This window comes from Palleronia caenipelagi (assembly GCF_007004065.1).
GTDB lineage: Bacteria > Pseudomonadota > Alphaproteobacteria > Rhodobacterales > Rhodobacteraceae > Palleronia > Palleronia caenipelagi.
Genome location: NZ_VFSV01000001.1, coordinates 158285 through 184524, shown reverse-complemented (window position 1 = coordinate 184524; position 26240 = coordinate 158285). Strand labels below are relative to the sequence as shown.

The window sequence follows — 26240 nt, the reverse complement described above, 5'->3', positions numbered from 1 at the left end:
ATGGCGCCCCGCCCTCTGACTGCGTTATGCAGGATGCAGAACGGAGGGCCGGTCATGACGACGCGATTACTGGGACAGATTCTGCACTATCATGGCAACCCGTTCGAGCTTGGCATCGACGCGTCCGCGATCCACATCGCCCGTGGCGCCATCGACATCGACGGCGGGCGCATCATCTCTGTGGGCGCCCGCGACGATCTGACGCCGGGACCGGCGGAGGTCATCGATATGGGTGACGCGCTCCTGCTGCCGGGGTTTGTCGATGCGCATATGCACTATCCCCAGACAGGCATCATCGCGAGCTGGGGCAAGCGGCTGATCGACTGGCTGAACAGTTACACGTTCCCCGAAGAGGCGCGATTCAGCGACGCTGCATATGCGAGAGCACAGGCCGATCTGACCCTCGATCTGGCTCTGGCCCACGGTACGACGACTCTGGCCAGCTACTGCACGATCCACCCCGCCAGCGTCGACGCCTTTTTCGAGGCGGCAGAGGCGCGGGCCATGGCGGTGGTAGCGGGCAAGACCTGCATGGACCGCAACGCCCCGGAGAATTTGCGCGATACGATCGAGAGCGCCGTCACCGACAGTAAGGCGCTGCTGGACCGGTGGCATGGACGCGGTCGGGCGCGCTACGCGATTACGCCGCGCTTTACGCCCACCTCGACGCCCGAACAGCTCAGGGCGTTGGGTTCGCTGTGGCAAGACCACCCCGATTGCCTGATGCAGACCCATCTGAGCGAGCAGGTGGACGAGATCGCTTGGGTCAGGGAGTTGTATCCCGAGGCCCGCGACTATCTCGACACGTATGAGCGGGCGGGGTTGCTCGGCGGGCGCGGCGTCTTTGGCCACGCCATCCATCTGGAGCCGCGAGAGATCGAGCGGCTGAGCGAGGCAGGCGCTGCGCTGATCCATTGCCCGACCTCGAACACCTTCATCGGATCGGGACTGTTTCAGGCCCGACGCCTCGCCGAACGAGGAATCCCCATAGGACTCGCCACAGATACAGGCGGGGGATCGTCCTTCTCGATGCTGCGAAGCATGGCCGCCGCCTACGAGGTCAGCCAACTCGCGGGGCAGATCCTGCATCCCGCCGAGCTGATCTGGATGGCGACCGAAGGCTCCGCCCGCTGCCTGCATATGTCGGAAGAGGTCGGGATGCTAACGCCGGACAGCGCGGCAGATCTGATCGCACTTGACCTCGCCTCGACCCCCGCCATTGCCCAGCGCGCCGCCCGCGCCGACGACATCTGGCAAGCCGTCTTTCCCACGATCATGATGGGCGATGACCGGGCCGTTTCCGGTGTATGGGTTGCGGGAGAGCGGCGGGCCTGACGCCGCTCAACACCCCGCCGACAGCGTCATCACCCACTTGGTCCCGGATTTCGCCAGCCCGTAATTCCGCACCGCCGGATACAAAATGTTCTGCCGGTGCTTCGGCGAGGATAGCCAGCCTTCGACCACCGTATTCGGGTCACGCCAGGTACCTTCGGCGATATTCTCGGCGCCCCCCTTGCAGCCGCTGCGGCGCAAACGCTTGGTGTGGGTCGAGCCATCGCTGCCGTGATGGTCGTAGAAATTGTTGGCATACATGTCCTGAGCATGCCGCTGAGCGGCCTGATCAGCCTTCGGGCTTCGGCTAATCGGCGGCGCCCCGTATTGCGCCCGCACGGCATTCAGCCGTTGCGTGATCGCATCGCTGCCCACGGCGATTGCGGGGGCTTTGCTCACATCGACTGCCGAAGCGGTCGTGCCGCCCCCCGTCGACACACAGCCCCCAAGCGTAAGAAGCGACCCAACCACGGCTGCCAGCGAAACAGAATAATAACGTGTTGTCATAGTCTTCATCCCAAGTTTGAACAGCCACTTGGGTAAACTTGTTCCGAAAGATTGAGATCACCCTAACGGGTGAAATCAACCAGCGAGCCGCGCGATCGCTTCGGCATGGATCTGGGGATTCGCGGCAGCAACCACCTGACCACCCGCGGCAGCATTACCTCCGCTCCAGGTCGTCACGATTCCACCGGCAGCTTGCACAACTGCCATTGGGCCCTGAATATCGTAGGAGTTCAGACCCGCCTCGATCACGAGATCCACCTGCCCCATCGCCAAAAGCGCATAGCCGTAGCAATCGAGTCCGTAGCGGGTCAGCCGCGCGACCTCGCTGACCCGCCGAAACGCAGCGCGCTCCTCCTCGGTGCCGATCTCGGGAAAGGTCGAGAGCAGGATCGCCTCAGCCAGAGGGCGGTGTCCTCGGGTCGAGATGCGTCGCGCTCCATCCGGACCTCGATACCGGGCACCTTCAGGCGTGCCCACAAATCGTTCGCCGATATGAGGTTGATCAATCACGCCAAGAACAGGCCCACGGCTATCAGACACCGCGATCAGCGTCCCCCAGACAGGGGCACCGGCAAGATAAGCTCGGGTGCCATCAATCGGATCAAGAACCCAGTCAAACCCGGTTGACCCGTGACTTTGGCCCAATTCTTCGCCGATGATCCCGTCGTCAGGGCGTCGCTCGGCAAGAATAGCGCGCATGGCCGCTTCGGCCGCGCGGTCTCCTTCCGTGACGGGATCAAAGCCCTTGGAAAGCTTGTTCTCCACGTCCTCCAGAGCTCTGAAATGGCGCAACGTCTCAACGGCCGCCGCATCGGCAAGCGCTTTGGCAACATCCGTCAGTTCGGCAATCAGATTGGGGTCATGGGTGAACATGGCGTGACCTCGACAGTTATGTTGCCCGAGCCGTAGCCGGAACTGTCGAGGTCATGCAATGTCTATGGGCCGCGCCCGGTCCGGGCGCCGCCAGGGTCAGGCGACGTCAGACAGGACCTTCGCGAGGTCAAACAGCCGACGGCGCTGCGCTTCGGGGATCGCATAATAAGAGCGAACCAGTTCCAAAGCCTCACGCTCTGCAAAGATATCCTTCGTCTCTTCGGCGTCGCCCTGCTTATCGTCGAGCCCTTCAAAGAAGAAAGCCACCGGTACATCGAGAGCAGCAGCGATATCCCACAGACGGGAAGCGCTGATGCGGTTCATGCCGGTTTCATATTTCTGGATCTGCTGAAACTTGATGCCGACCTTTTCGGCAAGTTGCTGCTGCGTCATGCCGGTCATCCACCGGCGTTGCCTCACACGAGACCCCACGTGCACATCTACGGGATGAGTCATTGTTGTTTTCCTTGTCTTCGACTTTTCGCCGGGTTGTGTGAATACAACCCAATACACGTATTGAGACAATGACGTATTCGGACAGGTTAATATCTCTTTCGGATAAGTCGGCTAATCCGGATCGCTCTTGCCGGGTGGGTAAATGATCCATACGACTAAGGCATGTTAGCCTTTCGTATCCATGACCATACCTCTCCGGCTCGGCTTGAGCAGATTGAGAGGCCCGATCTCGCCCAGGGACAGATCCTCGTGCGAATCGCCGCCTGCGGGCTCAACTTCGCAGACTTGTTAACCATAAAGGGCACTTATCAGGCGATTCCGCCCTTGCCAATGACACTCGGAATGGAGCTCGCGGGAACCATTGAGGCCTTGGGATCTGACGTTGTCGGCCTGTCCGTCGGTGACCGCGTTGCACTCAATGCGGGTCAGGGCGGCCTCGCTGAGTATGGGGTCTTCGATGCAGCTTCAGCGGTCCCCCTACCCGATCGGATGGGGCTTGACGTAGCGGCAGGCTTCCTCGTGACCTACGGAACATCCCATCTTGGGCTGACCCGCCGCGCGCGACTTTCCGCCGGGGAGCGCATGGTCGTGCTGGGGGCCGCGGGTGGTGTCGGACTGACGGCCGTAGAAATAGCGCGCGCGCTGGGGGCGGAGGTTATTGCTGTCGCGCGCGGCGCCGACCGGCTGGAGGTCGCCCGTAAGGCCGGAGCACATCACCTCATCGACAGCAGCGATTGCGATCTCACGGCCGAGCTGAAGACTCTGGGGGGCGTGGACGTGATTTACGATGCGGTTGGAGGCGCAACAACGACCGCGGCCCTCAAAGCCGCCCGCCCCGAGGCGCGCCTGCTGGTGATCGGCTTCGCCAGTGGCGAAGTGCCGAAACTCGCAGCCAATCATCTGCTTGTAAAAAACATTGATGTGATCGGATTCTATTGGGGCGCCTATGCGACCTTCCGGCCCGAGGCGATCCGCGACAGTCTGGCCGAGTGTTTCCGCTGGTATGAAGACGGAAAACTCTCGCCCCATATCAGCCACCGCTTTCCGCTGGCGCAGGCTCAGGAAGCGCTGGACACGCTGGCGGCGCGCAAATCCACCGGCAAGGTCGTGGTCACCATGGGTGACTGAGCCAGAACCCACTGCGACAAACCGCGAGCGGTATCAACTGCGGGCGCAAATCCCTTGAACAGGGCGCCCCCCTTCCCAATATATACGCCAGACAGGTGGGCAACCGCCTGATGCATAACCGGTTGGAGGTATACATGGCAGAATATCAGACGATCAGCTCCCGGGCCGGTGCCCGGACGGCGGCGATCGACGAGGGCCTGCGCGCCCACATGAACAAGGTCTACGGCATCATGTCCGTGGGGATGGTCATCACCGCCGCGGCGGCTTGGGCTGTATCGGGCCTTGCGGTTGTCGATGGTCAGCTGACCCAGTTCGGGGCCGCGATCTACACGTCGCCGCTGAAGTGGCTCATCATGTTTGCACCGCTGATCATGGTCTTTGCCTTCGGCGCTGCGATCAACCGTCTGTCGGCGGGCGCCGCGCAGGTGTTTTTCTACGCGTTCGCCGTGATGATGGGCCTGTCGATCAGCTCCATCTTCCTGATCTACACCGGCATGTCCATCGTCCAGACCTTCGTCGCCACCGCAGCCGCCTTTGCCGGTCTGTCGCTCTATGGCTACACGACGAAGAAAGATCTGTCGGGCATGGGCACCTTCTTGATGATGGGCCTGATCGGCATCATCATCGCGTCGATCGTGAACATCTTCATCGGCTCCTCCGCCGTGGCTTTCGCGATTTCGGTGCTCGGTGTTCTGATCTTTGCAGGCCTGACCGCCTACGACACCCAGCGGATCAAATCGGACTACATCCAGCACGCCCACGCCATGGACAGCGAGTGGTTGGCGAAGTCGGCGATCATGGGGGCCCTGAACCTCTATCTCGACTTCATCAACCTGTTCATGTTCCTGCTGAGCTTCATGGGCCAGCGCGAGTAACAACGCAGCCCCTTTAAATGACGAAGGCCCGCCGATCCGGCGGGCCTTTTTTCGTAACGATGTATCTGATTCAGGCCTTGAGGCGCTCCCGGATCGCCTTGAGGTTGGCCTTCGCCTCTGGGCTCCAGCAGGCCGTGCGCGACCGGAACAACGTCGCCTGACTGGCGTGCACCGGGCCGCCGGAGAGGATTTTGAGATGGTTCGCCCGCAGGGTCTCGCCCGTCGAGGTGATATCCGCCACAGCCTCAGCGGTCTCGTTGCGCACGGTGCCTTCGGTCGCGCCCTGACTGTCCACCAGGACGTAATCCGCGACCCCGTGCTGGCTCAGGTAATCCCGCACCAGCCGGTGGTATTTCGTGGCGATCCGCAGGCGATGGCCATGGCGCCGCCGGAACGCCGCCGCCGCCGCGTCCAGATCGTCGAGCGTTTCCACATCGACCCAAAAGGACGGCACCGCAATCACCAGATCCGCGTGGCCAAAGCCCATGAGGGCAAGCTCTTCGACCCGGTCCTCCCAATGGGCCAGCGTCTCGCGCACCAGGTCCGAGCCTGTGACGCCCAGATGAATGCGGCCGGCGGCGAGTTCGCGCGGGATCTCACTGGCCGAAAGCAACACAAGGCTGGCATCCTCAATCCCGTCGATGCGGCCCGAATATTCACGTTCGGTTCCGGCCTTGGACATCGTCAGGCCGCGGGCGCTGAACCAGTCAAAGGTCTTTTGCATGAGCCGTCCCTTGGAGGGGACACCGATCTTCAGCATCACTCCGCCTCCAGTGTCAGCGCGGGCCGGATCACGCCACCCACCGCCGGGGTCGCATGTCCCTGCCCCAGCACCGCCGTCAGCGCGTCATAGCGCCCGCCCGTGGCGATAGGCGGCAGATCAAGACGTCCGGGCAGCGAAAAGGCGAACACGAAGCCGTCGTAATATTCCATCGTCGAGCGCCCATGACTGGCCTCGAAGGGCAGCGTTTCCGGCGAGATCCCCGCCGCGTCCAGCGCATCGAGCCGACGCGCAAGCCCCTCGACCGAGGCCGAAAGCGACGGCATATCCACCGCCAGATCCCGAAGCCGCCCCAGCGCCACGTCGGACATCTCCCGCAGGGACAAGAGGTCATCCAGCAGCCCGGTCTCGATTTCCGAGAGGGGTGGCGTCTCCAGCTCCTGCCGCAACGTGGCCAGGCGCGCCTCCACATCCGCCCGGCTGCGCAGGCCCAATTCCGGCCCGGCACCCTCAAACGGATCGCAGGCATCGAGCACCTTGCGCCGTCCCTCGGGCAAGGGCACGCGGCCTGAATAGCGGTCGATGAGCGACCGGAACCGGCGCGGGCGCCAGAGGTGACGCATGAGCGCGGTCTTGCGCGCCTCGGTCGTCGAGAGCCCTCGCACCACCGCTGTCAGGATCCCGATATCGCCGGTCATCACCCGGGGCCGAAGGGGCGCCAGCAAGCGATGGAACAGCGCGAAACACTCGGCATCAGCGACTTCCGGCGTTCCGCCAAACAGCTCGAACCCTGCCTGCAGATACTCCGCAGACCGATCCGAGTCCGGCATCTGCTGGCGAAACACTTCGCCGGCATAGGCGTAGCGCGCGGGCTCGCCACCGCGGGCCATGTGCATCTGCACCACCGGCACGGTGAAATCCGGGCGCAGCATCGCTTCGCCATCGGGGCCATGGGTGGTGAAGGCGCGGGCCCGGATATCCTCGCCGTAAAGGTCGAGCAGCGTTTCCGCAGGTAACAGCACATCCGCCTCGACCGGCGTCGCCCCCGCCTCGACAAAGGCCGCGAGGAAACGCGCGGCCTCGGCCTTTTCGGCTGATTTCGAGACCGGCTCTGTCATCCCAGACGCGTCCGGATCTCGTCCACCAGCCGCTCCAGCGGGATCTCGACCTGCGCGGGCTGGTCCTTCCATTCCTCATGGCTGAGCTCGGCGGCCAGACGCGCGCCGAGTTTCAGATCCTTGATCTGCACGACACCGCGCGCGGCCTCATCCTCGCCCTGAATCACCGCGATGGGCGCCGCGCGTTTATCGGCGTATTTCAACTGATTGCCAAAGTTCTTCGGATTGCCCAGATAGAGCTCCGCCCGAATCCCCGCCGCGCGCAATTGCGCGACCATGGACTGGTAGTCGGCGAGCCGCGCGCGGTCCATGACGGTCACCACCACAGGTCCGTCCTCAGTGCCTTCGAACCGCCCCTTGGCAGTCAGCGCGGCCAGCAAGCGGTCCACGCCGATGGAAACCCCCGTAGCAGGCACTTCCTGCCCGGTGAAACGCTTGACCAGATCGTCGTAGCGCCCACCCCCGGCGACAGATCCGAACTGCCGCGGGCGGCCTTTCTCGTCGAGGATCTCAAAGGTCAGTTCGGCCTCATAGACCGGCCCGGTATAGTAGCCGAGGCCGCGCACCACGGACGGGTCGATCACAATCCGATCCGGCCCGTAGCCTTGCGCCTCCAGCAGCTCGGCGATTTGGCCGAGCTCATCGACGCCCTGCCGCCCGACATCCGAGGGGCCGACCAGTTCCGACAAACGCGCCAGCGTCTCGGCACCCGTCTCGCGGCGCGCATGGACAAAGCCGATCACCACGTCGGCTTGGTCATCCGACAGTCCGGCGCCCTTGGTAAAGTCGCCGCTCTCATCCTTGCGCCCTTCGCCCAGCAGCGCGCGGACGCCGTCTTTGCCGAGCCGGTCAAGCTTATCAATCGCGCGCAGAACGATGCCGCGTTCAGCCTCCTGCTCGGGCGCGCCGAGGCCTGCGACCTCCATCACACCGTTCAGAACCTTTCGATTGTTCACCCGGACGATGTAGTCGCCGCGCGCGATGCCCACGGCCTCCAGCACATCCGCCAGCATGGCGCAGATCTCCGCATCCGCCGCCATCGACGCCGAACCCACCGTATCCGCATCGCATTGGTAAAACTGCCGGAACCGCCCCGGACCGGGCTTTTCGTTGCGCCAGACAGGACCCATCGTGTAGCGGCGGTAGGGGCTTGGCAGATCCTGCCGGTACTGCGCCGCGACACGGGCCAGAGGCGCCGTCATGTCGTAGCGCAGGGCCAGCCAGTCCCCATCCTCTTCCCACGCAAACACCCCCTCATTCGGGCGGTCCACATCGGGTAGGAACTTACCCAGCGCTTCGACCGTCTCAACAGCGGAGGTTTCCAGCGCATCGAACCCGTAGAGATGGTAAATCCGCGCGATTTGAGCCAGCATCTCCTGGCGGCGGGTCACTTCGGACCCGAAATAGTCGCGGAACCCCTTGGGCGTAATTGCCTTGGGACGTGGTTGCTTTTTCGGTTTGGCCATGAGAGCCCCCTCTGGCTTGCGCCGCTCGTCTAGGTCAACGGGGGCGCGAGGGCAAGCAGGAGCACCCGATGCAAACCGACGAACTCGAGGAAAAGCTAGCGCATCTGATCCGTGCCAATGACGAGCTGAGCGACGTTGTCGCCGATCAGGCCGCCCGGATCGCGCGTCTCGAAGCACAGATCACGCTCTTGCTGGATCGCGAGCGGGGCCGCGAGGCGGAGGCGACCGGCGGCGTATTCCTCGGCGACGAACGCCCGCCCCACTGGTGACGTGTCGCTGAAAATCACACATGAAAAAACGTACCCCATGCGAGTCAGTCGACGGGCGTGCGTCGAGACAACTAAACCATTAGTTGCAGGGAATTGGCGGTTATGCAAAAGTTCTGAGAGTGACGAATAATCAGGAGTAAGACACCATGCTGGACCCGCTGATCCTCGCAATCTTCGGAGCAGCGATCCTCGGCATCACGTTATTTGATGATGATGACGATCATGATGACGATCATGATGACGATGCATTCGAGCTGATCGAAGACAATGCTGATACGATCGTCGATGACGACGATCTCGACGACATTATCGACGATGCAGAGGATGACGTCGCAGGCCTGATTGACGATGCCGCTGATGACGTGGAGGACGACGTCACAGGCGATCAGGACGACACCGGAATGAACACAGCGGAGACGGACGGCAACGATGGCGACGACAGTCTTGCCACGTTGGACTTCATCAACGAAATCGATGGGACTGACGGAGACGACACGTTGGTCGGCTATGGGGATGGCCCCGAGGGCAGGGATCGCGACACCTATTACCTCGACGGTAAGGGCGGCGACGATCTCCTGATCATCGGTGACGTAATTAATATGCCCCAGGGGACGGACGGCGCGGCCCGGATGACGGGTGGTGAAGGCTCGGACACTTTCGTGATACTTTCGCCACTGCCGACGGCAGAGCAGTATGAGGCTGCACACAGCGCGGAACAAACCGGCGTAGTCCCGATTTTCCCTGACCCGGAGTTTTACGCCCAACAAATCGCATTCTTCCGTGCCTATCCGGACTCGGTTGATAACCGTTTTTACAGCGCAGTGACCTCCACGGTTATCGAAGATTATAACCCCGATGAAGACAACATCATCGTGTCACTGGTCACCGCTCCGGATGCGGGCCTGCCGGACTTTGACGTCAGCTCTGACGTGAGCTTCGATGAGGATCGGGGGCAGTTCAAGGGATCGTTTGTGATCAATTTTGACGCGACTGGCGAACTGGACGAGACCGTCTCCCGACTGGTTGTCTACAGCGATCAGGAAATTAACGAGGATGATGTCGAGCTAAGGGTCGAGACGGCCGCATCGCTCGAGGAGTTCGAACAGCTCTTAGAGGATATCGTGCAGTTCCGTCTGTGATAGAGCCACTCTAAGAGGTGGCATGGCGGCCATTGAGCCGCCCTGCCAGACTTTGCTAGACTCGTCTGCGGGCGATTATCCGCCAGAGGCTGCGACGATTTTGCCCCGGTCGATGAGCAATGTGGCCGAAGGTGCGCCGCCAAGACGGGGGTAGACGGTCACGAAGAGCGTCCGCGCCTCCAGCTCGTCTATGCTTGCACCGGGACATGGGGTCGTTGGTCCGACCCCGCAAACCCGCCGTTTGATGCTGGCATAGGTGGTGTCCACAAGGCTCGAGACTGAGCTACCCCCGGCAATCCGCAGAACGTCATAAACGCTGGGCGCGCCGAAGACGACGTTGCCCGCCTGAATCGCCCGGGGGCATTTGTCGGCAAACCCGGTCACATGAAAGACCCGCGCACCGGAGCTGGACGGGTTGGTGTCGTAGAGCGTGAAGCGCGCCTTGCCCTGCTCGGGGAAGGTCGAGACCGGCGTGCCCAGCGCCCGGCCGCGCACACCGCAGGCCTCTGCGATCCCACCGATGGCCGGGGTGACCTCGGGCGCAATATCGCCGCCGCCGCCCGAACCGACACAGGCGGGCAATAACAGGGACAAGCACAGCAAGAGATAACGCATCAGATTTCCTCAACACTCATGACACCGTGCAGGGATTTCAGCGCGGCCTTGATGGCAGGGTTTACAGGAAAGCTCTGCCCCAGCGCCACCTCTACTTCGCCCGGCAGCGTCGGGTCGAGCAGGCAGAGGGTCACAGGGCCCCGAGCGCGCTGGCGGGATTCTTCGGCGGCGCGGGTCAGGACCTTCGCCACGGGATCGACCGGACCGGTGCCGTCGAGATAGATCCTCAGCCCCGCACTACCCGCATCGGCCACAATGGGGTCGACCGGCGACACAGAGCGACCCAGCAGTTTCAGCTGCTCCGACTCCATGGTTGCCTCGACCTGAATGACCACGTTCTGACCGGGTTCCAGATGATCGCGGTTCGCCTCCAGTACATCGGAGAAGATCACCACCTCATAGAGACCTGACGGATCGCTGAGGCCCACGAAGGCAAACCGGTTGCCGCGGGCGGATTTTCGTTCCTGCCGCGCGGCAATGGAGCCTGCCATCTTTGCCACTAATGGGCCACGCTCGGCGGCCTTTGTCACCTCTTCGAGGGTCTGGATACCCTTGCGCCGCAAGGGCGCCATGTAGTCGTCGAGCGGATGGCCCGAGAGATAGAACCCTACGGCCTTATGTTCTTCGCCCAGCCGTTCCATGGGCAGCCAGTCCTCGGAGCGGACCAGCCGCGGCTCGGGCAAGTCATCGCCCGCTTCGCCAAAGAGCGACACCTGATTGGAGGCGCGCTGATCATGCACCGCCGCGGAATAGGCCACCAGCCGGTCGAGATTGTCGAGCATCGCCCGCCGGTTCCGGTCAAGCTGATCGAACGCCCCGGCCCGCGCCAGCATCTCCAGCGGGCGCTTGCCAACGCGTTTCAAATCCACCCGCCGGGCGAGATCGAACAGGGTCGCAAAGGGCCGGTCCCCCCGCCCCTCGACCACCAGCCGCATGGCCTCTACGCCCACATTTTTCAGCGCTCCCAGCCCGTAGATAATCTTGCCGCCCTCGACGGAGAACGTCGCCTGAGAGCGATTCACACAGGGCGGAACGATCTCGATCTTCAGCCCTCGCCGGGCTTCTTCGACATAAACAGCGAGCTTGTCTGTCAGGTGAATATCGCAATTCATCACGCCGGCCATGAACTCGACCGGGTGGTTCGCCTTCAGCCAGGCCGTCTGGTAGCTGACCACCGCATAGGCCGCCGCGTGCGATTTGTTGAAGCCGTAATTGGCGAATTTCTCCAGCAGGTCGAAGACTTCCTTGGCCTTCTCCTCGGAAACCCCGTTCTCCAGCGCGCCCTTGGTGAATTTCGGGCGCTCCGCATCCATGGCCTCCTTGATCTTCTTACCCATAGCGCGGCGCAGCAGGTCAGCGCCGCCGAGCGAATAGCCCGCCATCACCTGAGCGATCTGCATCACCTGCTCCTGATAAACGATAATCCCTTGAGTTTCCTCAAGAATATGGTCGATCAGCGGATGGATCGAGGCGATTTCACGGAGTCCGTTCTTCACCTCGCAATAGGTCGGAATGTTCTCCATCGGACCGGGCCGGTAGAGCGCCACCAACGCCACGATATCCTCGATACAGGTCGGTTTCATCCGCCGCAGAGCGTCCATCATGCCAGTGGATTCCACCTGGAACACCGCCACCGTCCGCGCCCTGGCGTAAAGTTCGTAGGATTTCGGATCATCCAGAGGGATCAGGTTGATCTGGTTTTCCGCTCCCTCCGCGGGCTGATACAGCTCCTCGCCATCGGGGCCGATATGGATCGGCCTCGTCAGGTTGATCAGATCGACCGCGTTCTGGATCACCGTCAGGGTCTTCAGGCCGAGAAAGTCGAATTTCACCAGCCCCGCCTGCTCGACCCATTTCATGTTGAACTGGGTCGCGGGCATGTCGGATTTCGGATCGCGGTAGAGAGGTACCAGCTCATCCAGCGAGCGGTCCCCGATCACCACCCCCGCCGCGTGGGTCGAGGCGTTGCGCAAGAGCCCCTCGACCTGCTGGCCATAGGTCAGGAGCCGGTCCACGACCTCTTCGGCCTTCGCCTCCTCACGCAGCCGTCGCTCATCGCGCAGGGCCTGCTCAATGGAGACGGGCTTGACCCCCTCAACCGGGATCATCTTCGAGAGCCGGTCCACCTGCCCGTAAGGCATCTGCAGAACCCGCCCCACATCACGCACCGCCGCCTTCGACAGGAGCGCACCAAAGGTGATGATCTGCCCAACCCGATCGCGGCCATATTTCTCCTGCACGTAGTGAATCACCTCCTCGCGGCGATCCATGCAGAAATCGATGTCGAAATCCGGCATCGACACCCGTTCAGGGTTCAGAAATCGCTCGAAGAGCAGGCTGTAACGCAATGGATCCAAATCGGTAATCGTCAGCGCATACGCTACGAGTGAGCCCGCGCCCGATCCCCGTCCCGGTCCCACCGGGATGTCATGCTCCTTGGCCCATTTGATGAAATCCGCAACGATCAGGAAGTATCCGGGGAAGCCCATCCCCTCGATAATCCCCAGCTCGAAATCGAGACGCTGTTCATACTCCTTTACCGGCGCGGCGGGATCGATCACCGCCAGCCGCTCCTTCAGCCCCTCACGCGCCTGCCGCCGCAGTTCGTCCACCTCGTCATCGGCAAAGCGCGGCAGGATCGGGTCTCGCTTATACGCGGCAAAGGCACAGCGTCGGGCGATCTCCACCGTGTTCTGCGTGGCCTCAGGCAGATCGGCGAACAGCGCGCACATCTCCGCCGGGCTCTTGAGGTAGTGTTGCGAGGTCAGCCGCCGGCGCGGCTCGTTCTGGTCCACATAAGCCCCATCCGCGATGCAGATCAGCGCGTCATGGGCCTCGTACATATCGGGCTTGGGGAAGTAGACGTCATTGGTCGCGACGAGCGGCAGATCCATGGCATAGGCCATCTCGATCAGCCCGCGCTCCGTCAGCCGCTCTGCCTCGGGCAAGGCACCGCCCTCGCCCGGATGCCGTTGCAACTCTACATAAAGCCGGTCCGCAAACACCGCTGCAAGACGCCCCATCAGCGCCTCGGCCTTGTCCCGCTGACCCGCCTGCAACAGCCGCCCCACCGGCCCGTCAGGCCCGCCACTCAGACAGATCAGCCCTTCGGAATGGTGCTCCAGATCGTCCACCGAGACACTCGGAACCGAGCGGTCGCCCTCGAGATACAGCACCGAGTTCAGCTTCATCAGATGCTCATACCCGGTCTCATTCTGGGCCAGCAGAACCAGCGGCGCAGGCAGCGACATCTGCCCGCGCGGCGCTTCGGCCCCATAGTCGAGCGAGATCTGGCAACCGATGATCGGCTGCACCCCCGCGCCCATAGCCGAGACCGAAAACTCCAGCGCAGCAAAGAGGTTATCGGTATCCGTCACGGCCACGGCAGGCATCCCCATGGCTGCAATCTGACCCGGAAGTTTCTTCAGCCGCATGGCCCCTTCAAGCAGGGAATATTCGGTGTGGAGGCGGAGATGGATGAATCGCGGTTCGGTCATGGTCTGACCATAGGACCGCCCAAGCCCGCCTGAAAGAGCTCATCTGGTCTTCACCTGTCCGGAAATATCGCCGGGGGGATGCCGGAGCAGCCGGTCGGAAGGCAGGCAGCCCCCACACCACCACCCGCCAGAGGCGCAGCGCAAAATTCAAACGCAGCCGGAACGTGTCAGCACCTCTCTAGTCCGCCCTAAACCATTGCCAAAGATCCCTGAGCGGGGTTTCTGGAAGGAACGAGTCGCGGAGAGCATGTCGGCATGACCACACCACTCTTGCAGATCGAGGGCGTCACAAAGGCCTATCCGGGCGTCATCGCCAATAATAACGTGTCCCTCACCATTGGGCGCGGTGAGGTCCATGCGCTTCTGGGCGAAAACGGCGCGGGCAAATCCACGCTGGTCAAGATGCTCTTCGGCCTCGTCACCCCGGATGCCGGACAGATGGTGCTCGATGACGCGCCCTACACTCCCGCGTCGCCCGAGGCCGCCCGCGAAGCCGGTGTGGGTATGGTCTTCCAGCACTTCTCCCTCTTTGATGCCCTCGACGTGGCCGAGAATGTGGCGCTGGGCATGTCCGACCCGCCACCCCGCCGGGATCTGGCCCAGCGCATTCGCGAGGTCAGCGAAGACTACGGCCTGCCCCTCGATCCGGCGCAGATCGTCGGCGATCTATCGGCAGGAGAGCGCCAGCGTGTCGAGATTGTCCGGTGCCTTCTGGGCAAACCGCGCCTGCTGATCATGGATGAACCCACCAGCGTGCTGACCCCGCAGGAGGTCGATCTGCTCTTTGACACCCTGCGCACCCTCCGCGGGGAAGGCACCTCGATCCTCTACATTTCGCATAAGCTTGAGGAAATCCGCGCGCTGTGCGACCACGCCACGATCCTGCGCCATGGCGAGGTGGTGGGCCAGTGTGTGCCCGCCGAAGAGAGCGCCGGGCGGCTGGCCGAACTGATGGTCGGTCGTCGACTCGATCCGCCAACCCGCCCCCGCAGCGCACCCGGCGCCGTAGCGCTGGAGATCCGCGACCTCTCCCTGCCCCCGCCCCATGCATTCGGTACAGCGCTGCGGCAGGTGTCGTTCTCGGTGACGAGTGGCGAGGTCGTGGGCATCGGTGGCGTGGCCGGAAACGGGCAGGATGAGCTGCTCTCGGCCCTGTCGGGCGAGCGCCTCTCGGCGCCGGGAACGGTGACCCTCGACGGTACAGATCTGTCACGCAAAGGCCCGGAGCCCCGGCGTCTCGCAGGGCTGCTGGCCGCACCCGAAGAACGACTGGGCCACGCCGCCGCACCCGATATGAGCCTGAGCGAGAACACGATCGTCTCTGCTGCGGGACGGCAGGGGCTGGCGCGGCGCGGGCTGATCGACTGGGGCGCCGCCAAGGATTTTGCGGAGGGGATCATTGCCCGCTTTGACGTGCGCACCCCCGGTCCCGGCACCACCGCACGCGCGCTATCGGGTGGCAACCTCCAGAAATACGTGATCGGGCGCGAGATATTGCAGGACCCCCGCGTCCTCGTGGTCAACCAGCCCACCTGGGGGGTGGACGCCGCAGCCGCCGCGACGATTCGCCAAGCGCTGCTGGACCTCGCCGCCAAAGGAGCGGCGGTGATCGTCATCTCTCAGGATCTCGACGAGCTGATGGAGGTCTCAGACCGCTTTGCCGCCCTGACCGAAGGGCGCCTGTCGCCCTTCCGCCCGACCGAAGGCCTGACGGTCAGCGAAATCGGCCTGATGCTCGGCGGCGCCCACGATATGGAGGCCGCCCATGCCCATTAGACCCACGACGGGAGCCACGCGATGATTGCGCTGGAAAAACGCGCCCAGCCCTCGCGGGTCTGGGCCTGGGCCACACCTCTGCTGGCAGTGATTCTGACGCTGGTTGCGGGCGGGCTGATGTTTGCGGTGCTGGGCAAGGACCCGGTCGCCGCGCTCCGCACTATCTTCTACGATCCGCTCTTTGACGCTCAGTTCGCCAGCTATTCGAGGCCGCAACTTCTGGTCAAGGCCGCCCCCCTGATCCTGATCGCCACCGGGCTCGCGCTCGGCTTTCGGGCCGGGATCTGGAATATCGGCGCCGAGGGGCAATACATCATCGGTGCGCTCTGTGGCGCGGGTGCGGGTCTGGCGCTCTACCCGTCCGACTCGCCCCTGATTTTCCCGATGATGGTGCTCGCGGGCGCCCTCGGGGGCTGGCTCTGGGCGATGATCCCGGCGATCCTGAAAACCCGTTTCCACACCAACGAGATCCTCGTGTCGCTCTTGCTGGTCTATGTGGCCGAGAACCTGCTGGCCTCCATGGCCGTGGGCACGTTGCGCAACCCCGATGGCGGGGGCTTTCCCGGCTCGCGCAACCTGTCCCAATGGCCTGCCGCAGCGAACCCGGAGCTGATCCCGGGCACGGGCGCTCACTGGGGCGTGGTGGCCGCGATCATCGCGGTGATCTTCGCCTATATCCTGCTACAAAAGCATCTGCTGGGCTTTCACATCCGCCTCGCCGGGCAATCGCCGAGGGCCGCGCGCTTCGCAGGCGTCGTTCCGGAGCGGCTGGTGATTTTCTGCCTCGGCCTCTCGGGTGCGCTGGCGGGACTGGCGGGGATCTTCGAGGCCACCGGCCCCGCAGGCCAGATCAGCATCGATTTCAACGTGGGCTACGGGTTTACTGCAATCATCGTGGCCTTTCTGGGGCGGCTCCATCCCATCGGCATCGTGCTGGCGGGGCTTCTGATGGCGCTGACCTATATCGGCGGTGAGCTTGCGTCCTTTATGCTGGGGATTCCAATCGCCGCCATTCAGGCCTTTCAGGGCATGCTGCTGTTCTTCCTGCTGGCCGTGGATGTGCTGACCAATTACCGGATCCGGCTGGGTCGTCGCGAGGTGCGGGCATGAACCGCGAGGGAGGTAAGCCATGGATCTAAGCGCCATTTCCCCAGAATTGATGGTAGCCTCGCTGATGGTCGCCTCGACGCCGCTCCTGCTGGCCGCTTTGGGCGAGCTGGTGGTGGAAAAGGCCGGGGTGCTGAACCTCGGGGTCGAGGGGATGATGATCACCGGCGCGATCTGCGGCTTTGCCATCGCGGTGGAGAGCGGCTCGCCCGTTCTGGGCTTTGGCGCCGCCGCGCTCGGAGGCGCTGCGCTCAGTATGGTGTTCGGCGCGCTGGTGCTGGGGCTTCTGTCCAATCAGGTGGCAACGGGGCTGGCTCTGACGCTGTTCGGCCTCGGACTGTCATCGCTCGTGGGGCAGAGCTATGTGGGGATCAAGCCGCCCTCCACTCCCCGCCTCGACCTCGGGCCGCTCTCGGATCTGCCGTTTTTCGGACGGGCGTTTTTCAGCCATGACTGGATGGTCTATGCCAGCCTCGCCCTGACGGTTGCCGTGTGGTGGGTTCTGAACCGCACCCGCACCGGCCTGACCCTGCGGGCCATCGGCGAGAACCATGACGCGGCCCATGCGCTGGGGCTGAAGGTGCTGGGCTACCGCCTCGCCGCCATCGCCTTCGGCGGCGCGATGGCCGGGCTTGGCGGGGCATATCTCAGCCTCGTGCGGGTGCCCCAATGGACCGAAGGTATGACGGCGGGCGCGGGCTGGATCGCACTGGCGATCGTGGTCTTTGCCTCGTGGCGCGCGGGTCGGATTCTGATCGGCGCATATCTCTTTGGCGGGCTGACGGTTTTGCAGCTGAACCTGCAAGCCGCCGGGGTGGCGCTGCCGGTGGAGTATCTGTCCATGTCCCCCTATCTGGTGACAATCCTTGTGCTGGTCGTTATGTCTCGGCGCAAAGGGCGCAGCACCGCCGCGCCCGCAAGTCTCGGCAAACCCTTCCACGCGCAGGCATGACGAACGGATGATAACCAAGAAGCGGGCAAGACTGGCGTTGGAGGGCGAAGATCCGACATATGGTCGGGCCTTTGTGATCGTGCTCTACGTCGCCATCGGTCTGACGGCTGCAGCGATCACTATGGAGAGCATGAAATCGCTGCCCCCTTCCGTGAACGGCATCCTTGTCATCGTGGAATTTGTGCTGCTCGCGGTGTTCGCCATCGAATACGCAGTCCGGGTCTGGAGTGCCGAACACAGGCTGCGCTACATCTTCAGCTTTTGGGGCCTGATCGACCTCGCGGCGGTGGCGCCCGCGCTGCTGCTGATGACACCCGATATTCAGGCCCTGCGCAGCCTGCGGCTGTTTCTGGCGCTCCGCATGCTGAAACTCCTGCGGCTCAACAACGCGGTGTTCCGCATCGAGGAGGCGCTCTCGGACTGCAAGGAAGAGCTGCTGGTCTTCATCTTCCTCGCCGCCATCGTGATGTTCCTCTCCGCTGTCGGGATCTACTATTTCGAGCATGAGGCCCAGCCTGATGCGTTTCAGTCGATCCCTGACGCGCTTTGGTGGGCGGTCGCGACCTTCACCACGGTGGGCTATGGCGACATCTACCCGATCACCACGGGGGGGCGGTTCTTTACGACGCTGACGCTGCTGGTCGGGCTTGGGATCGTGGCGATCCCCGGCAGTCTGATCACCACCGCACTCCTGAAGGAATCGGGCGTCCGCCGCAGCGCCAGCGCGTCGAAACCCGGCGCGCCGATTACCCAGTCCGGGACGGACAAGTCCGACACCACAGACGACGACACTTCCAACACTGCAACAGGGAGAGACCCCTCATGATCCGCAGAAGAACCCTGCTCGGCGCCGCGGCGCTGGCCGCGCTGGCCACCGGCGCGTTCGCTCAGGACGACAAGACCAAGGTCGGCTTTATCTACGTGGGCCCCGTCGGCGATGGCGGCTGGAGCTATGAGCACAATCAGGGCCGTCTGGCCGTCGAAGAGCATTTCGGCGACAAGGTCGAGACCGTCTATCAGGAGAGCGTCCCCGAGGGGGCCGATGCCGAGCGCGTCATGACTCAGATGGCGCTGTCTGGCGCCGATCTGATCTTTACAACCTCCTTCGGCTACATGGACCCGACGATGAATGTCGCGGCCAAGTTTCCGGATGTGAAGTTCGAGCACGCCACCGGCTACAAGACCGCCGAGAACGTCTCCAACTACTCCGCCCGTTTCTATGAGGGCCGGGCTGTGCAAGGCCTCATCGCAGGCCGGATGACCAAGTCGAACAAGATCGGCTACATCGCCTCCTTCCCCATCCCCGAAGTGATCCGCGGCATCAACGCCGCCTATCTCGCGGCGAAGAAAGTGAACCCCGATGTGGAGTTCAACGTGGTCTGGGCCTTCACATGGTTCGACCCGGCCAAGGAAGCCGACGCCGCCAAGGCGCTGATCGAACAGGGCGCGGACGTGGTGCTCCAGCATACCGACTCCACCGCCCCGCAGGCCGCGGCCGCCGAAGCCGGGAACGTGATCACCTTCGGTCAGGCCTCGGATATGGGCGAATACGCCCCGATGCCGCGCGTCTCGTCGATCATCGACAACTGGGCGCCCTATTACATCGACCGCGTGCAGGCGGTGATGGATGGTACCTGGGAGAGCAAGTCCACCTGGGACGGCATCGCACCCGGCATGGTGGAAATCGGAGAGATCTCCGACGCCGTGCCTGCTGACGTGAAGGCCGAAGCGCTGGCACTCAAAGACGCCATCGCGTCCGGCGAGACCCATCCGTTCACCGGGCCGATCAACAAGCAGGACGGTTCCGCGTGGCTCGTCGAAGGCGAGACCGCCGATGACGGCACGCTCGCGGGTATGGATTTCTATGTCGAAGGCCTGTCCGGCGACATCCCGAACTAAACTGATCCGGGGCGCGCGGCAGAATCCAGCGCGCCCCGAATTTCCCCTAGGCCGTCGTGTCAGATTTCGGCCCGCTGTCAGCTTGGTCCACTTCAGCGGAACGGCTGCTAAGCATGTTCGGAACCAGCCGCTCACTGAACCCGGCGAGAATGGACGCAAAGGCCAACCAATATCGCTCAAAATCCTGACTGGGACCAATGGGCTCGGCTTCTTGCAAGCCCGGCGCCATCAGTTCGAAGAGCACGCCAGCTCGTAAGCCGATATACAGCACCATCGCGCCCAATACGCCGACCATGATCCGCTGGAGTGCGTAGACGAAATGCACGATCATACGCACGGACGGATCGACAGCCATGTTGCGCAAACCGACCGTCGTCGAAAACAACGCCCCCACAGCCCCCATCATCGAGGCAAGCGTCATCTCTTTTGCGTTGAAACCAAAGGCTGACACGTAATTGCTGCGCACCAGGGTCAGGCAGAAGATGACCACGAACAGCACCAGCAGGATATTCACCATCAGATGCACGACCCGCATCCAGTTCCGGTTTTGCGCCGCCCAGCGTTCCCGCAGCGCGCTCAGCCCCGCCTTGGATTCGGCAACATCTCCGATCAGAGCCTGCGCGATGCACCGGGCAACCTCACGATTATGGGCCAGCTCGCTGATCTGTTTGCGCCGTTTGGAGACCGGTTGTTTCCAACTGAACGGATTCCACCAGCGAAAGTCGAGCCCATCGTCCCACAAACCGCGCAGATGTTCGATTTCGGCGAGACTGACACCCAGCGAGAGATAACTTTTCAACTGGGTGCGGGCTGTCTCCGGATCATCGGAGAAGCACGCAAACACTCCATCGTCGCAACGATACACCATAAATTCCGGCAAGCACCAATGCACCTCGCGAATTTCGGCACCGCGGGTGTCCCTTTCACCCAATCGCGGGCGGCAGGGCGCGGCCTCTTCCCTCAGAGCCTCGGTCGAAGGATCCGAGGGTCCCATCGCATTGGAAGCTGGTTTATGGGGCTCGTCCGGTGGAACGGATCCGTCTGGCATGAAATGTACTCCTTTAAAAATGACTGAACAATAGGCCCATACTATCACATTTTTCGGCATTTCGGAGGAGAAAGGTTTTACCCCCTTAACGCGAATGCTAAGGCACAAGTAAGAGTGCCCCGGAGACCGCGCCGCCGATCACCGTCACGCGCTTGGGGGCGACCCGTCCATCATCATGAGGCTGCAAATGCGCCGTGCTTTTTTCCTTGTACTTGTCTTCCTTACAGCCTGTGGCCGGTCGGAACCGGTGCGGACCGATGTGAATGCTTCCCAGACCCGTCCGCCGCAATTCTCCGATGCCGATCCGGTTGAGTTTGGCAGTCAGAGCCCCCGCAATTTTCGCGTCCACGGCGTCGATCTGTCCAAATATCAGGCCACAATCGACTGGAACGCCGCAAAGCGCGCCGGGGTGAATTTTGCCTGGATCAAGGCCACGGAGGGCGGCGACCTCTTGGATGTGGCCTTTGCCGCGAACCACGACAACGCGGCACGCGCGGGTGTCGCGGTGGGAGCGTACCACTTCTTCTACTGGTGCCGCCCAGCTGCCGAGCAGGCGCGCTGGTTTATTCGTAACGTCCCCAAGCGCGCGGGCGACCTGCCACCGGTTCTGGATCTGGAATGGACGCCCTTCTCCCCCACCTGCACCCGTCGTCCGCCGCAGGGTGAGGTTATCCGCGAGGCGCAGATTTTCCTCGACATCCTGGAGCGTCATTACGGCCAGCGCCCGCTGGTCTACGCGACGAAGGAGATCTGGGACGACCGCGACCTTCGGCCACTGCGCGCCGAATTCTGGCTGCGCTCCACAGCAAAGCCGGTCCGCGAGGTCTATGACCGCACCCCATGGCGGATCTGGCAGTACTCGGCGACTGGGCGTGTTCCGGGGATCGCAGGGGACGTGGATCTAAACGCCTTCAACGGGAGTCCGGCAGACTGGCAATCGTGGTACGGGCGAAGAGCCATCCGCTGATCGCGGTTTCTGGCATAATCCCGGGAAATACCGCAAAGTAACGCGTCAGGACGAATCCCTGTGCCGAGAGATCCGGCACAGGGCCAAGAGGGAGACAATCGTTTCATGACCAACTCGAATGAGACAGATCGGCAATTCACCGACGATGAATTGCAGGATCTGGTGGCATCTTCGGATGCCGGAGCCCGTTCGCCTGCCTCGCGGTCGATTGCGGCGCTGATTGCGGCTGTTGCGCTGATCTGGTCCCTGTTCCAGCTCTGGATTGCCCAGCCAATGCTTTGGTTTGGCGGTACATTTCCGGTACTGAACTCTTCGGAGACCCGACCGCTGCACCTCGCCTTTGCCGTCTTCCTCGCCTTCTTCTGCTATCCTGCCACCAAGCACAGCCCGCGCGACCGCGTTCCCCTGACCGACTGGATCATGGCGCTCGTGGCGACCGGGACCGCGCTTTACATCTTCTTCTTCGCCGACCGGCTGGCCGACACCGCCCGCTCTGGCCTGCCGACCCAGACGCAGGTCATCATCGGCGCCGTGGGCCTCGTGCTGCTGCTCGAAGCGTCCCGCCGTGCGCTGGGACCGGCCCTGACCATCGTCGGTGCGATCTTCCTCGCCTATGCCTATTTCGGGACCGGCTGGCTCATCCCGGAACTGATCGAACATGAGGGGCTCAGCTTTACCTCTCTGATCACCGCGCAATGGCTCGACACCGCGGGCGTGTTCGGCATCCCGCTGGGCGTCTCGACGGCCTTCGTGTTCCTCTTCGTGCTGTTCGGCTCGCTCCTCGACAAGGCGGGCGCGGGCAACTACTTCATTCAGCTCGCATTCGCGGGCCTCGGTCACCTTCGCGGCGGCCCGGCCAAGGCGGCAGTCGTCGGCTCCGCCATGACTGGCCTGATCTCCGGGTCGTCCATCGCCAACGTGGTCACCACCGGCACCTTTACCATCCCGCTGATGAAGCGCGTGGGCTTCACCAACGAACAAGCCGGCTCGGTCGAGGTCGCCTCCTCGGTGAACGGCCAGATCATGCCTCCGGTCATGGGCGCGGCGGCCTTCCTGATGGTCGAGTTCATCGGCATCTCCTATGTCGAGGTCATCAAGCACGCCTTCATCCCGGCGGTGATCTCCTACATCGCGCTGGTCTACATCGTGCACCTCGAAGCCCTGAAGAAGGACATGCCCGCCCTCGGCGTCGGATCCTCGCTGGGTCGGATGGCTGTGAATTTCGCCATCGGGTTTGCGGTGTTCGGCTTCGGCTTCACGGCTCTGATCTACCTGATCAACGGTCTGAACGCCGCCCTGCCCGGCCTCGCCGGACCGGTGGCCGCGATCGGTTTGCTGGCTGTCTATCTCTGGCTGGTTAAGGTTTCCGCCAACCAACATGAGCTGGACCCCTCCGCCCTCGAAGATCACGGCGAAGGCATCGCTCTGCCGAAGGTTGCTGACGTCTGGAAAACCGGTCTGCATTATGTTCTGCCGATCCTCGTCCTCGTCTGGTTCCTGATGGTCGAACAGCAATCCCCGGCAAAATCGGCCTTCTATGCCACGGCGCTGATGTTGTTCATCATCGTGACGCAAAAGCCGCTGAAGGCGCTGTTCCGGGGCGAGAGCCGCACCGGCGCTGCGTTCAATGACGGTCTGGTTGATCTGCGTGAGGGCCTCATCGCGGGTGCCCGTAACATGATCGGAATCGGCGTCGCCACCGCCGCTGCGGGCATCATCGTCGCAACGGTGACCAAGACCCCTATCGGAACCGAACTGGCTGGTCTCGTCGAAGCGCTGTCTTTCGGCAACCTGTTCATCATGCTCTTGCTCGTGGGTGTGTTCAGCCTGATCCTCGGCATGGGTCTGCCCACGACGGCAAACTACATCGTGGTGTCCTCGCTCATGGCTTCGGTCGTGGTCTCGCTGGGCGCGCAAGAGGGACTGATCGTTCCGCTCATCGCAGCCCACCTCTTCGTGTTCTATTTCGGCATCATGGCCGACGTGACACCGCCTGTGGGCCTCGCGTCCTTTGCCGCCGCCGCCGTCTCCGGCGGCGATCCGATCAAGACCGGCTTCACCGCTTTCTTCTATTCGCTGCGGACGGTCGCGCTGCCCTTCCTGTTCATCTACAATCCGACCCTCATCCTCTACGGTGTGGATCTCGGAACCACTGGCGGGATCATCCAGGCGATCAGCGTGTTTTTCATCGCCACCATCGCGATGCTGCTGTTCGCGGCCGCCACCCAGGGCTACTTCCTCGCGAAGTCAAATATCTTCGAGTCGCTCATGCTGCTCCTCGTGGCCTTCACGCTCTTCGTGCCGAATTTCTGGCTTGACCGAATCCAGCCGAAATTCACCGTGCAGGACCCGGCGGGCTTCGAACAGATCCTCGCGGACGCCCAGACCGGCGAAAAGATCCGCATCAAGATCGCGGGACCGGATTTCAACACCGGCGACATGGCCGAGACGACACTGGCCCTCGACGTGCCCGAAGGCGACACCGCCGCCCGTATGAACGCCACCGGCGTCATGCTCACCGGCATGGCCCCCGGCGCCATCGACGAGCCCATGTTCGGCACTCCTTTGCAGGAAAAGCTCGCCGATTTCGACTTCTACGCCGACAAGCCGGTACGCATCACGGAGGTTCTGGCCCCGAATGCGAGCCGTCTGCCGGCGCAGATCTTCTACATCCCCGCCCTCTTGCTGCTGGGCCTCGTTATCGTTCTGCAGCGCCGTCGCCAAACCAAACCGGCTTTCTGATATGTCAAACACAATCCTCCTCCCCATCGACCTGGGAGACCCCGCATCTTGGGAACACGCCTTGCCGAGGGCTCTGCACCTCGCCGAGGGCGGTGTTCTTCACATCATCGCCGTGATGCCGAATTTCGGCATGCCTATGGTCGCTAACTTCTTTGACGATGCGTTCGTCACGCAGGCGCTTCACGATCTGGGCGAACAGCTGACAGCGTGGGTGAACACGCATATCCCGGAGACACAGGAGATCCACCCCCACGTGGTGCGGGGGCGCATCTATGACGAGATCACCGCGGCCGCGAAGAAGCTGAACGTGGACGTGATCGTCATGGGCTCCTCCAGCGACAACCTCCTCGGTCCGAATGCGGCGCGCGTGGCGCGCTATTCGGAATGCTCGGTGTTCCTCGCCCGTGGCTGATACGGCGGTATTCGGACGCTCTTCGGCGGCGCTGCGCAAGGCCGTCGCCGGAGAGGGATGCTATCTGATCGACGCCGACGGGCGCCGTTATCTGGACGGATCGGGGGGCGCGGCCGTCTCCTGCCTCGGCCATTCGGACGAGAAGGTGCGCGCCGCTGTGCATGCCCAACTCGATCAGGTCGCTTTTGCCCATACGGGGTTCTTTACTACCGACGTGACCGAGCGTCTGGCGCGTAAGCTGGTCGAGAACGCCCCCGAAGGCATCACCCGCGTCTACCCCCTCTCCGGCGGGTCCGAAGCGGTTGAAGCGGCGCTGAAACTGGCCCGCCAGTTCTTCCTTGAAAAGGGCGAGCCCCAGCGACGACACATCATCGCCCGCCGCCAAAGCTACCACGGCAATACGCTCGGGGCGCTGGCTGCGGGCGGCAATGCGTGGCGCCGCGAGAACTACCAGCCGCTGCTGGTCCAGTGCCATCACATCGCTCCCTGCTACCCCTATCGGGACCAGCAGGATGGCGAGAGCGCCGAAGAGTACGGGTTGCGCGTGGCCAATGAGCTGGAGGAGAAACTCGTTGAGCTCGGCCCGGACAGCGTCATCGCCTTCATCGCAGAACCCGTGGTGGGGGCCACTGCCGGCGCGCTGGCTCCTGTTCCCGGCTACTTCAAGCGCATCCGCGAGATCTGTGACACCCATGGCATCCTCTTGATCCTCGACGAGGTCATGTGCGGCATGGGCCGGACCGGCACGCTTTTTGCCTGCGAACAGGACGGCATCTCCCCCGATATCGTCACCATCGCCAAGGGCCTCGGCGCGGGCTACGCCTCCATCGGCGCGATGCTCTGTCAGGAACATATCTACCGAGCCATCGCTGACGGCTCGGGGGCGTTCCAGCACGGCCACACCTATCACGGCCACCCGCTCGCCGCCGCCGCCGCCAATGCGGTGCTCGAACGGCTCATCGACGATGGACTCGTGGCAGGCGTCAACGCCAAGGGCGACCGCCTCGTCGCCGCCCTCACGGACCGCCTTGGCCAGCACCCCCATGTGGGCGATATCCGGGGTCGGGGTCTCTTCCGGGGCATCGAACTGGTGGCCGACCGCGAGACCAAAGCCGTCCTGGATCCCTCCCGAAAAACCCATGCAAGGGTCAAGAAGGCGGCGATGGAAAACGGCCTGATCTGCTATCCGGCGGGTGGGACGATTGATGGCAAGCACGGCGACCACATCCTGCTCGCTCCGCCTTTCATCATCTCGGATGACCAGATCGACGAACTCACGGACAAACTTGCTCGGGCCATCGACACAGCCCTGACCAACTGACCGACACCAAAACAAGGGGC

23 protein-coding genes are annotated in these 26240 nt (G+C 63.0%); 14 read left to right on the top strand and 9 right to left on the bottom strand.

Going from position 1 to position 26240, the window contains the following annotated elements; translation table 11 throughout:
* The first annotated feature begins 54 nt into the window (after positions 1-54).
* Positions 55-1335, top strand: a complete 1281-nt coding sequence (gene guaD / locus FEV53_RS00865; protein WP_142832922.1) for a guanine deaminase — start codon at positions 55-57, stop codon at positions 1333-1335.
* 6 nt (positions 1336-1341) lie between these two features.
* Here the strand turns inward: guaD and FEV53_RS00860 are convergent, their stop codons facing one another.
* The 3 genes from FEV53_RS00860 to FEV53_RS00850 all read right to left on the bottom strand — a co-directional run bounded on the left by FEV53_RS00860 (position 1342) and on the right by FEV53_RS00850 (position 3168).
* Complete coding sequence (locus FEV53_RS00860; protein WP_185962042.1) at positions 1342-1839, bottom strand: CAP domain-containing protein; 498 nt, start codon at positions 1837-1839, stop codon at positions 1342-1344.
* A gap of 75 nt (positions 1840-1914) precedes the next feature.
* Positions 1915-2712 carry a histidinol-phosphatase gene (gene hisN / locus FEV53_RS00855; RefSeq protein WP_142832920.1) on the bottom strand — a complete coding sequence of 266 codons (798 nt, stop codon included), beginning with the start codon at positions 2710-2712 and terminating at the stop codon, positions 1915-1917.
* A 96-nt stretch (positions 2713-2808) separates the two neighbouring features.
* Entirely contained in the window at positions 2809-3168 is a 360-nt protein-coding gene (locus FEV53_RS00850; RefSeq protein WP_142832919.1) for a helix-turn-helix domain-containing protein, read from the bottom strand.
* A 162-nt stretch (positions 3169-3330) separates the two neighbouring features.
* On the opposite strand from FEV53_RS00850, the gene FEV53_RS00845 reads away from it, so the two are divergent.
* Both FEV53_RS00845 and FEV53_RS00840 read left to right on the top strand, forming a co-directional pair.
* Entirely contained in the window at positions 3331-4296 is a 966-nt protein-coding gene (locus FEV53_RS00845) for an NADPH:quinone oxidoreductase family protein (protein WP_142832918.1), read from the top strand.
* Positions 4297-4430: 134 nt separating this feature from the next.
* A complete protein-coding gene (locus FEV53_RS00840) occupies positions 4431-5171 on the top strand; it encodes a Bax inhibitor-1/YccA family protein (protein ID WP_142832917.1) in 741 nt (246 codons plus the stop codon).
* A 70-nt stretch (positions 5172-5241) separates the two neighbouring features.
* Here the strand turns inward: FEV53_RS00840 and hisG are convergent, their stop codons facing one another.
* From hisG to hisS, 3 genes are read right to left on the bottom strand one after another with little or no spacing between them, the layout of a single operon-like run.
* On the bottom strand, positions 5242-5931 hold the full coding sequence (gene hisG, locus FEV53_RS00835; protein ID WP_142832916.1) for an ATP phosphoribosyltransferase: 690 nt from the start codon (positions 5929-5931) through the stop codon (positions 5242-5244).
* Entirely contained in the window at positions 5931-7010 is a 1080-nt protein-coding gene (locus tag FEV53_RS00830; protein WP_142832915.1) for an ATP phosphoribosyltransferase regulatory subunit, read from the bottom strand. The genes hisG and FEV53_RS00830 overlap by 1 nt, the downstream gene beginning before the upstream one ends.
* Entirely contained in the window at positions 7007-8476 is a 1470-nt protein-coding gene (hisS, locus tag FEV53_RS00825) for a histidine--tRNA ligase (RefSeq protein ID WP_142832914.1), read from the bottom strand. Before hisS ends, FEV53_RS00830 begins: the two co-directional genes overlap by 4 nt.
* Before the next feature lie 68 nt (positions 8477-8544).
* On the opposite strand from hisS, the gene FEV53_RS00820 reads away from it, so the two are divergent.
* Positions 8545-8745 carry a SlyX family protein gene (locus tag FEV53_RS00820; protein WP_142832913.1) on the top strand — a complete coding sequence of 67 codons (201 nt, stop codon included), beginning with the start codon at positions 8545-8547 and terminating at the stop codon, positions 8743-8745.
* A 146-nt stretch (positions 8746-8891) separates the two neighbouring features.
* The gene (locus FEV53_RS00815; protein ID WP_142832912.1) at positions 8892-9884 is read left to right on the top strand and encodes a hypothetical protein; all 993 of its coding nucleotides are present in this window, start codon (positions 8892-8894) and stop codon (positions 9882-9884) included.
* A gap of 75 nt (positions 9885-9959) precedes the next feature.
* Here FEV53_RS00815 and FEV53_RS00810 read toward each other — a convergent pair whose 3' ends face one another.
* Positions 9960-10499 carry a hypothetical protein gene (locus FEV53_RS00810; protein WP_142832911.1) on the bottom strand — a complete coding sequence of 180 codons (540 nt, stop codon included), beginning with the start codon at positions 10497-10499 and terminating at the stop codon, positions 9960-9962.
* Positions 10499-13996: a DNA polymerase III subunit alpha gene (dnaE, locus tag FEV53_RS00805; protein WP_142832910.1), complete on the bottom strand. Its 3498-nt coding sequence runs from the start codon at positions 13994-13996 to the stop codon at positions 10499-10501. The genes FEV53_RS00810 and dnaE overlap by 1 nt, the downstream gene beginning before the upstream one ends.
* A 255-nt stretch (positions 13997-14251) precedes the next feature.
* On the opposite strand from dnaE, the gene FEV53_RS00800 reads away from it, so the two are divergent.
* The 5 genes from FEV53_RS00800 to FEV53_RS00780 are packed head-to-tail and all read left to right on the top strand — an operon-like array spanning position 14252 to position 19730.
* Positions 14252-15772 carry an ABC transporter ATP-binding protein gene (locus tag FEV53_RS00800; RefSeq protein ID WP_142832909.1) on the top strand — a complete coding sequence of 507 codons (1521 nt, stop codon included), beginning with the start codon at positions 14252-14254 and terminating at the stop codon, positions 15770-15772.
* 21 nt (positions 15773-15793) lie between these two features.
* Positions 15794-16882 carry an ABC transporter permease gene (locus FEV53_RS00795; RefSeq protein ID WP_142832908.1) on the top strand — a complete coding sequence of 363 codons (1089 nt, stop codon included), beginning with the start codon at positions 15794-15796 and terminating at the stop codon, positions 16880-16882.
* Positions 16883-16901: 19 nt separating this feature from the next.
* Positions 16902-17831, top strand: coding sequence for an ABC transporter permease (locus FEV53_RS00790; RefSeq protein ID WP_142832907.1), 930 nt, complete (start codon positions 16902-16904; stop codon positions 17829-17831).
* Between the two features lie 7 nt (positions 17832-17838).
* Positions 17839-18657 (top strand): ion transporter, encoded by an 819-nt coding sequence (locus FEV53_RS00785; RefSeq protein WP_142832906.1) that lies wholly within the window; start codon positions 17839-17841, stop codon positions 18655-18657.
* Positions 18654-19730, top strand: a complete 1077-nt coding sequence (locus FEV53_RS00780; protein ID WP_425465463.1) for a BMP family ABC transporter substrate-binding protein — start codon at positions 18654-18656, stop codon at positions 19728-19730. The genes FEV53_RS00785 and FEV53_RS00780 overlap by 4 nt, the downstream gene beginning before the upstream one ends.
* A gap of 46 nt (positions 19731-19776) precedes the next feature.
* Here the strand turns inward: FEV53_RS00780 and FEV53_RS00775 are convergent, their stop codons facing one another.
* Positions 19777-20886, bottom strand: coding sequence for a hypothetical protein (locus FEV53_RS00775; RefSeq protein ID WP_142832905.1), 1110 nt, complete (start codon positions 20884-20886; stop codon positions 19777-19779).
* A 79-nt stretch (positions 20887-20965) separates the two neighbouring features.
* Here FEV53_RS00775 and FEV53_RS00770 point away from each other — a divergent pair, with 79 nt between their 5' ends.
* The 4 genes from FEV53_RS00770 to FEV53_RS00755 all read left to right on the top strand — a co-directional run bounded on the left by FEV53_RS00770 (position 20966) and on the right by FEV53_RS00755 (position 26220).
* The gene (locus FEV53_RS00770; protein ID WP_142832904.1) at positions 20966-21745 is read left to right on the top strand and encodes a GH25 family lysozyme; all 780 of its coding nucleotides are present in this window, start codon (positions 20966-20968) and stop codon (positions 21743-21745) included.
* A 105-nt stretch (positions 21746-21850) separates the two neighbouring features.
* A complete protein-coding gene (locus FEV53_RS00765; protein WP_142832903.1) occupies positions 21851-24487 on the top strand; it encodes a TRAP transporter permease in 2637 nt (878 codons plus the stop codon).
* A gap of 1 nt (position 24488) precedes the next feature.
* Positions 24489-24899, top strand: a complete 411-nt coding sequence (locus FEV53_RS00760; protein ID WP_142832902.1) for a universal stress protein — start codon at positions 24489-24491, stop codon at positions 24897-24899.
* On the top strand, positions 24892-26220 hold the full coding sequence (locus FEV53_RS00755; protein WP_246100692.1) for an aspartate aminotransferase family protein: 1329 nt from the start codon (positions 24892-24894) through the stop codon (positions 26218-26220). The genes FEV53_RS00760 and FEV53_RS00755 overlap by 8 nt, the downstream gene beginning before the upstream one ends.
* Positions 26221-26240: the final 20 nt, after the last annotated feature.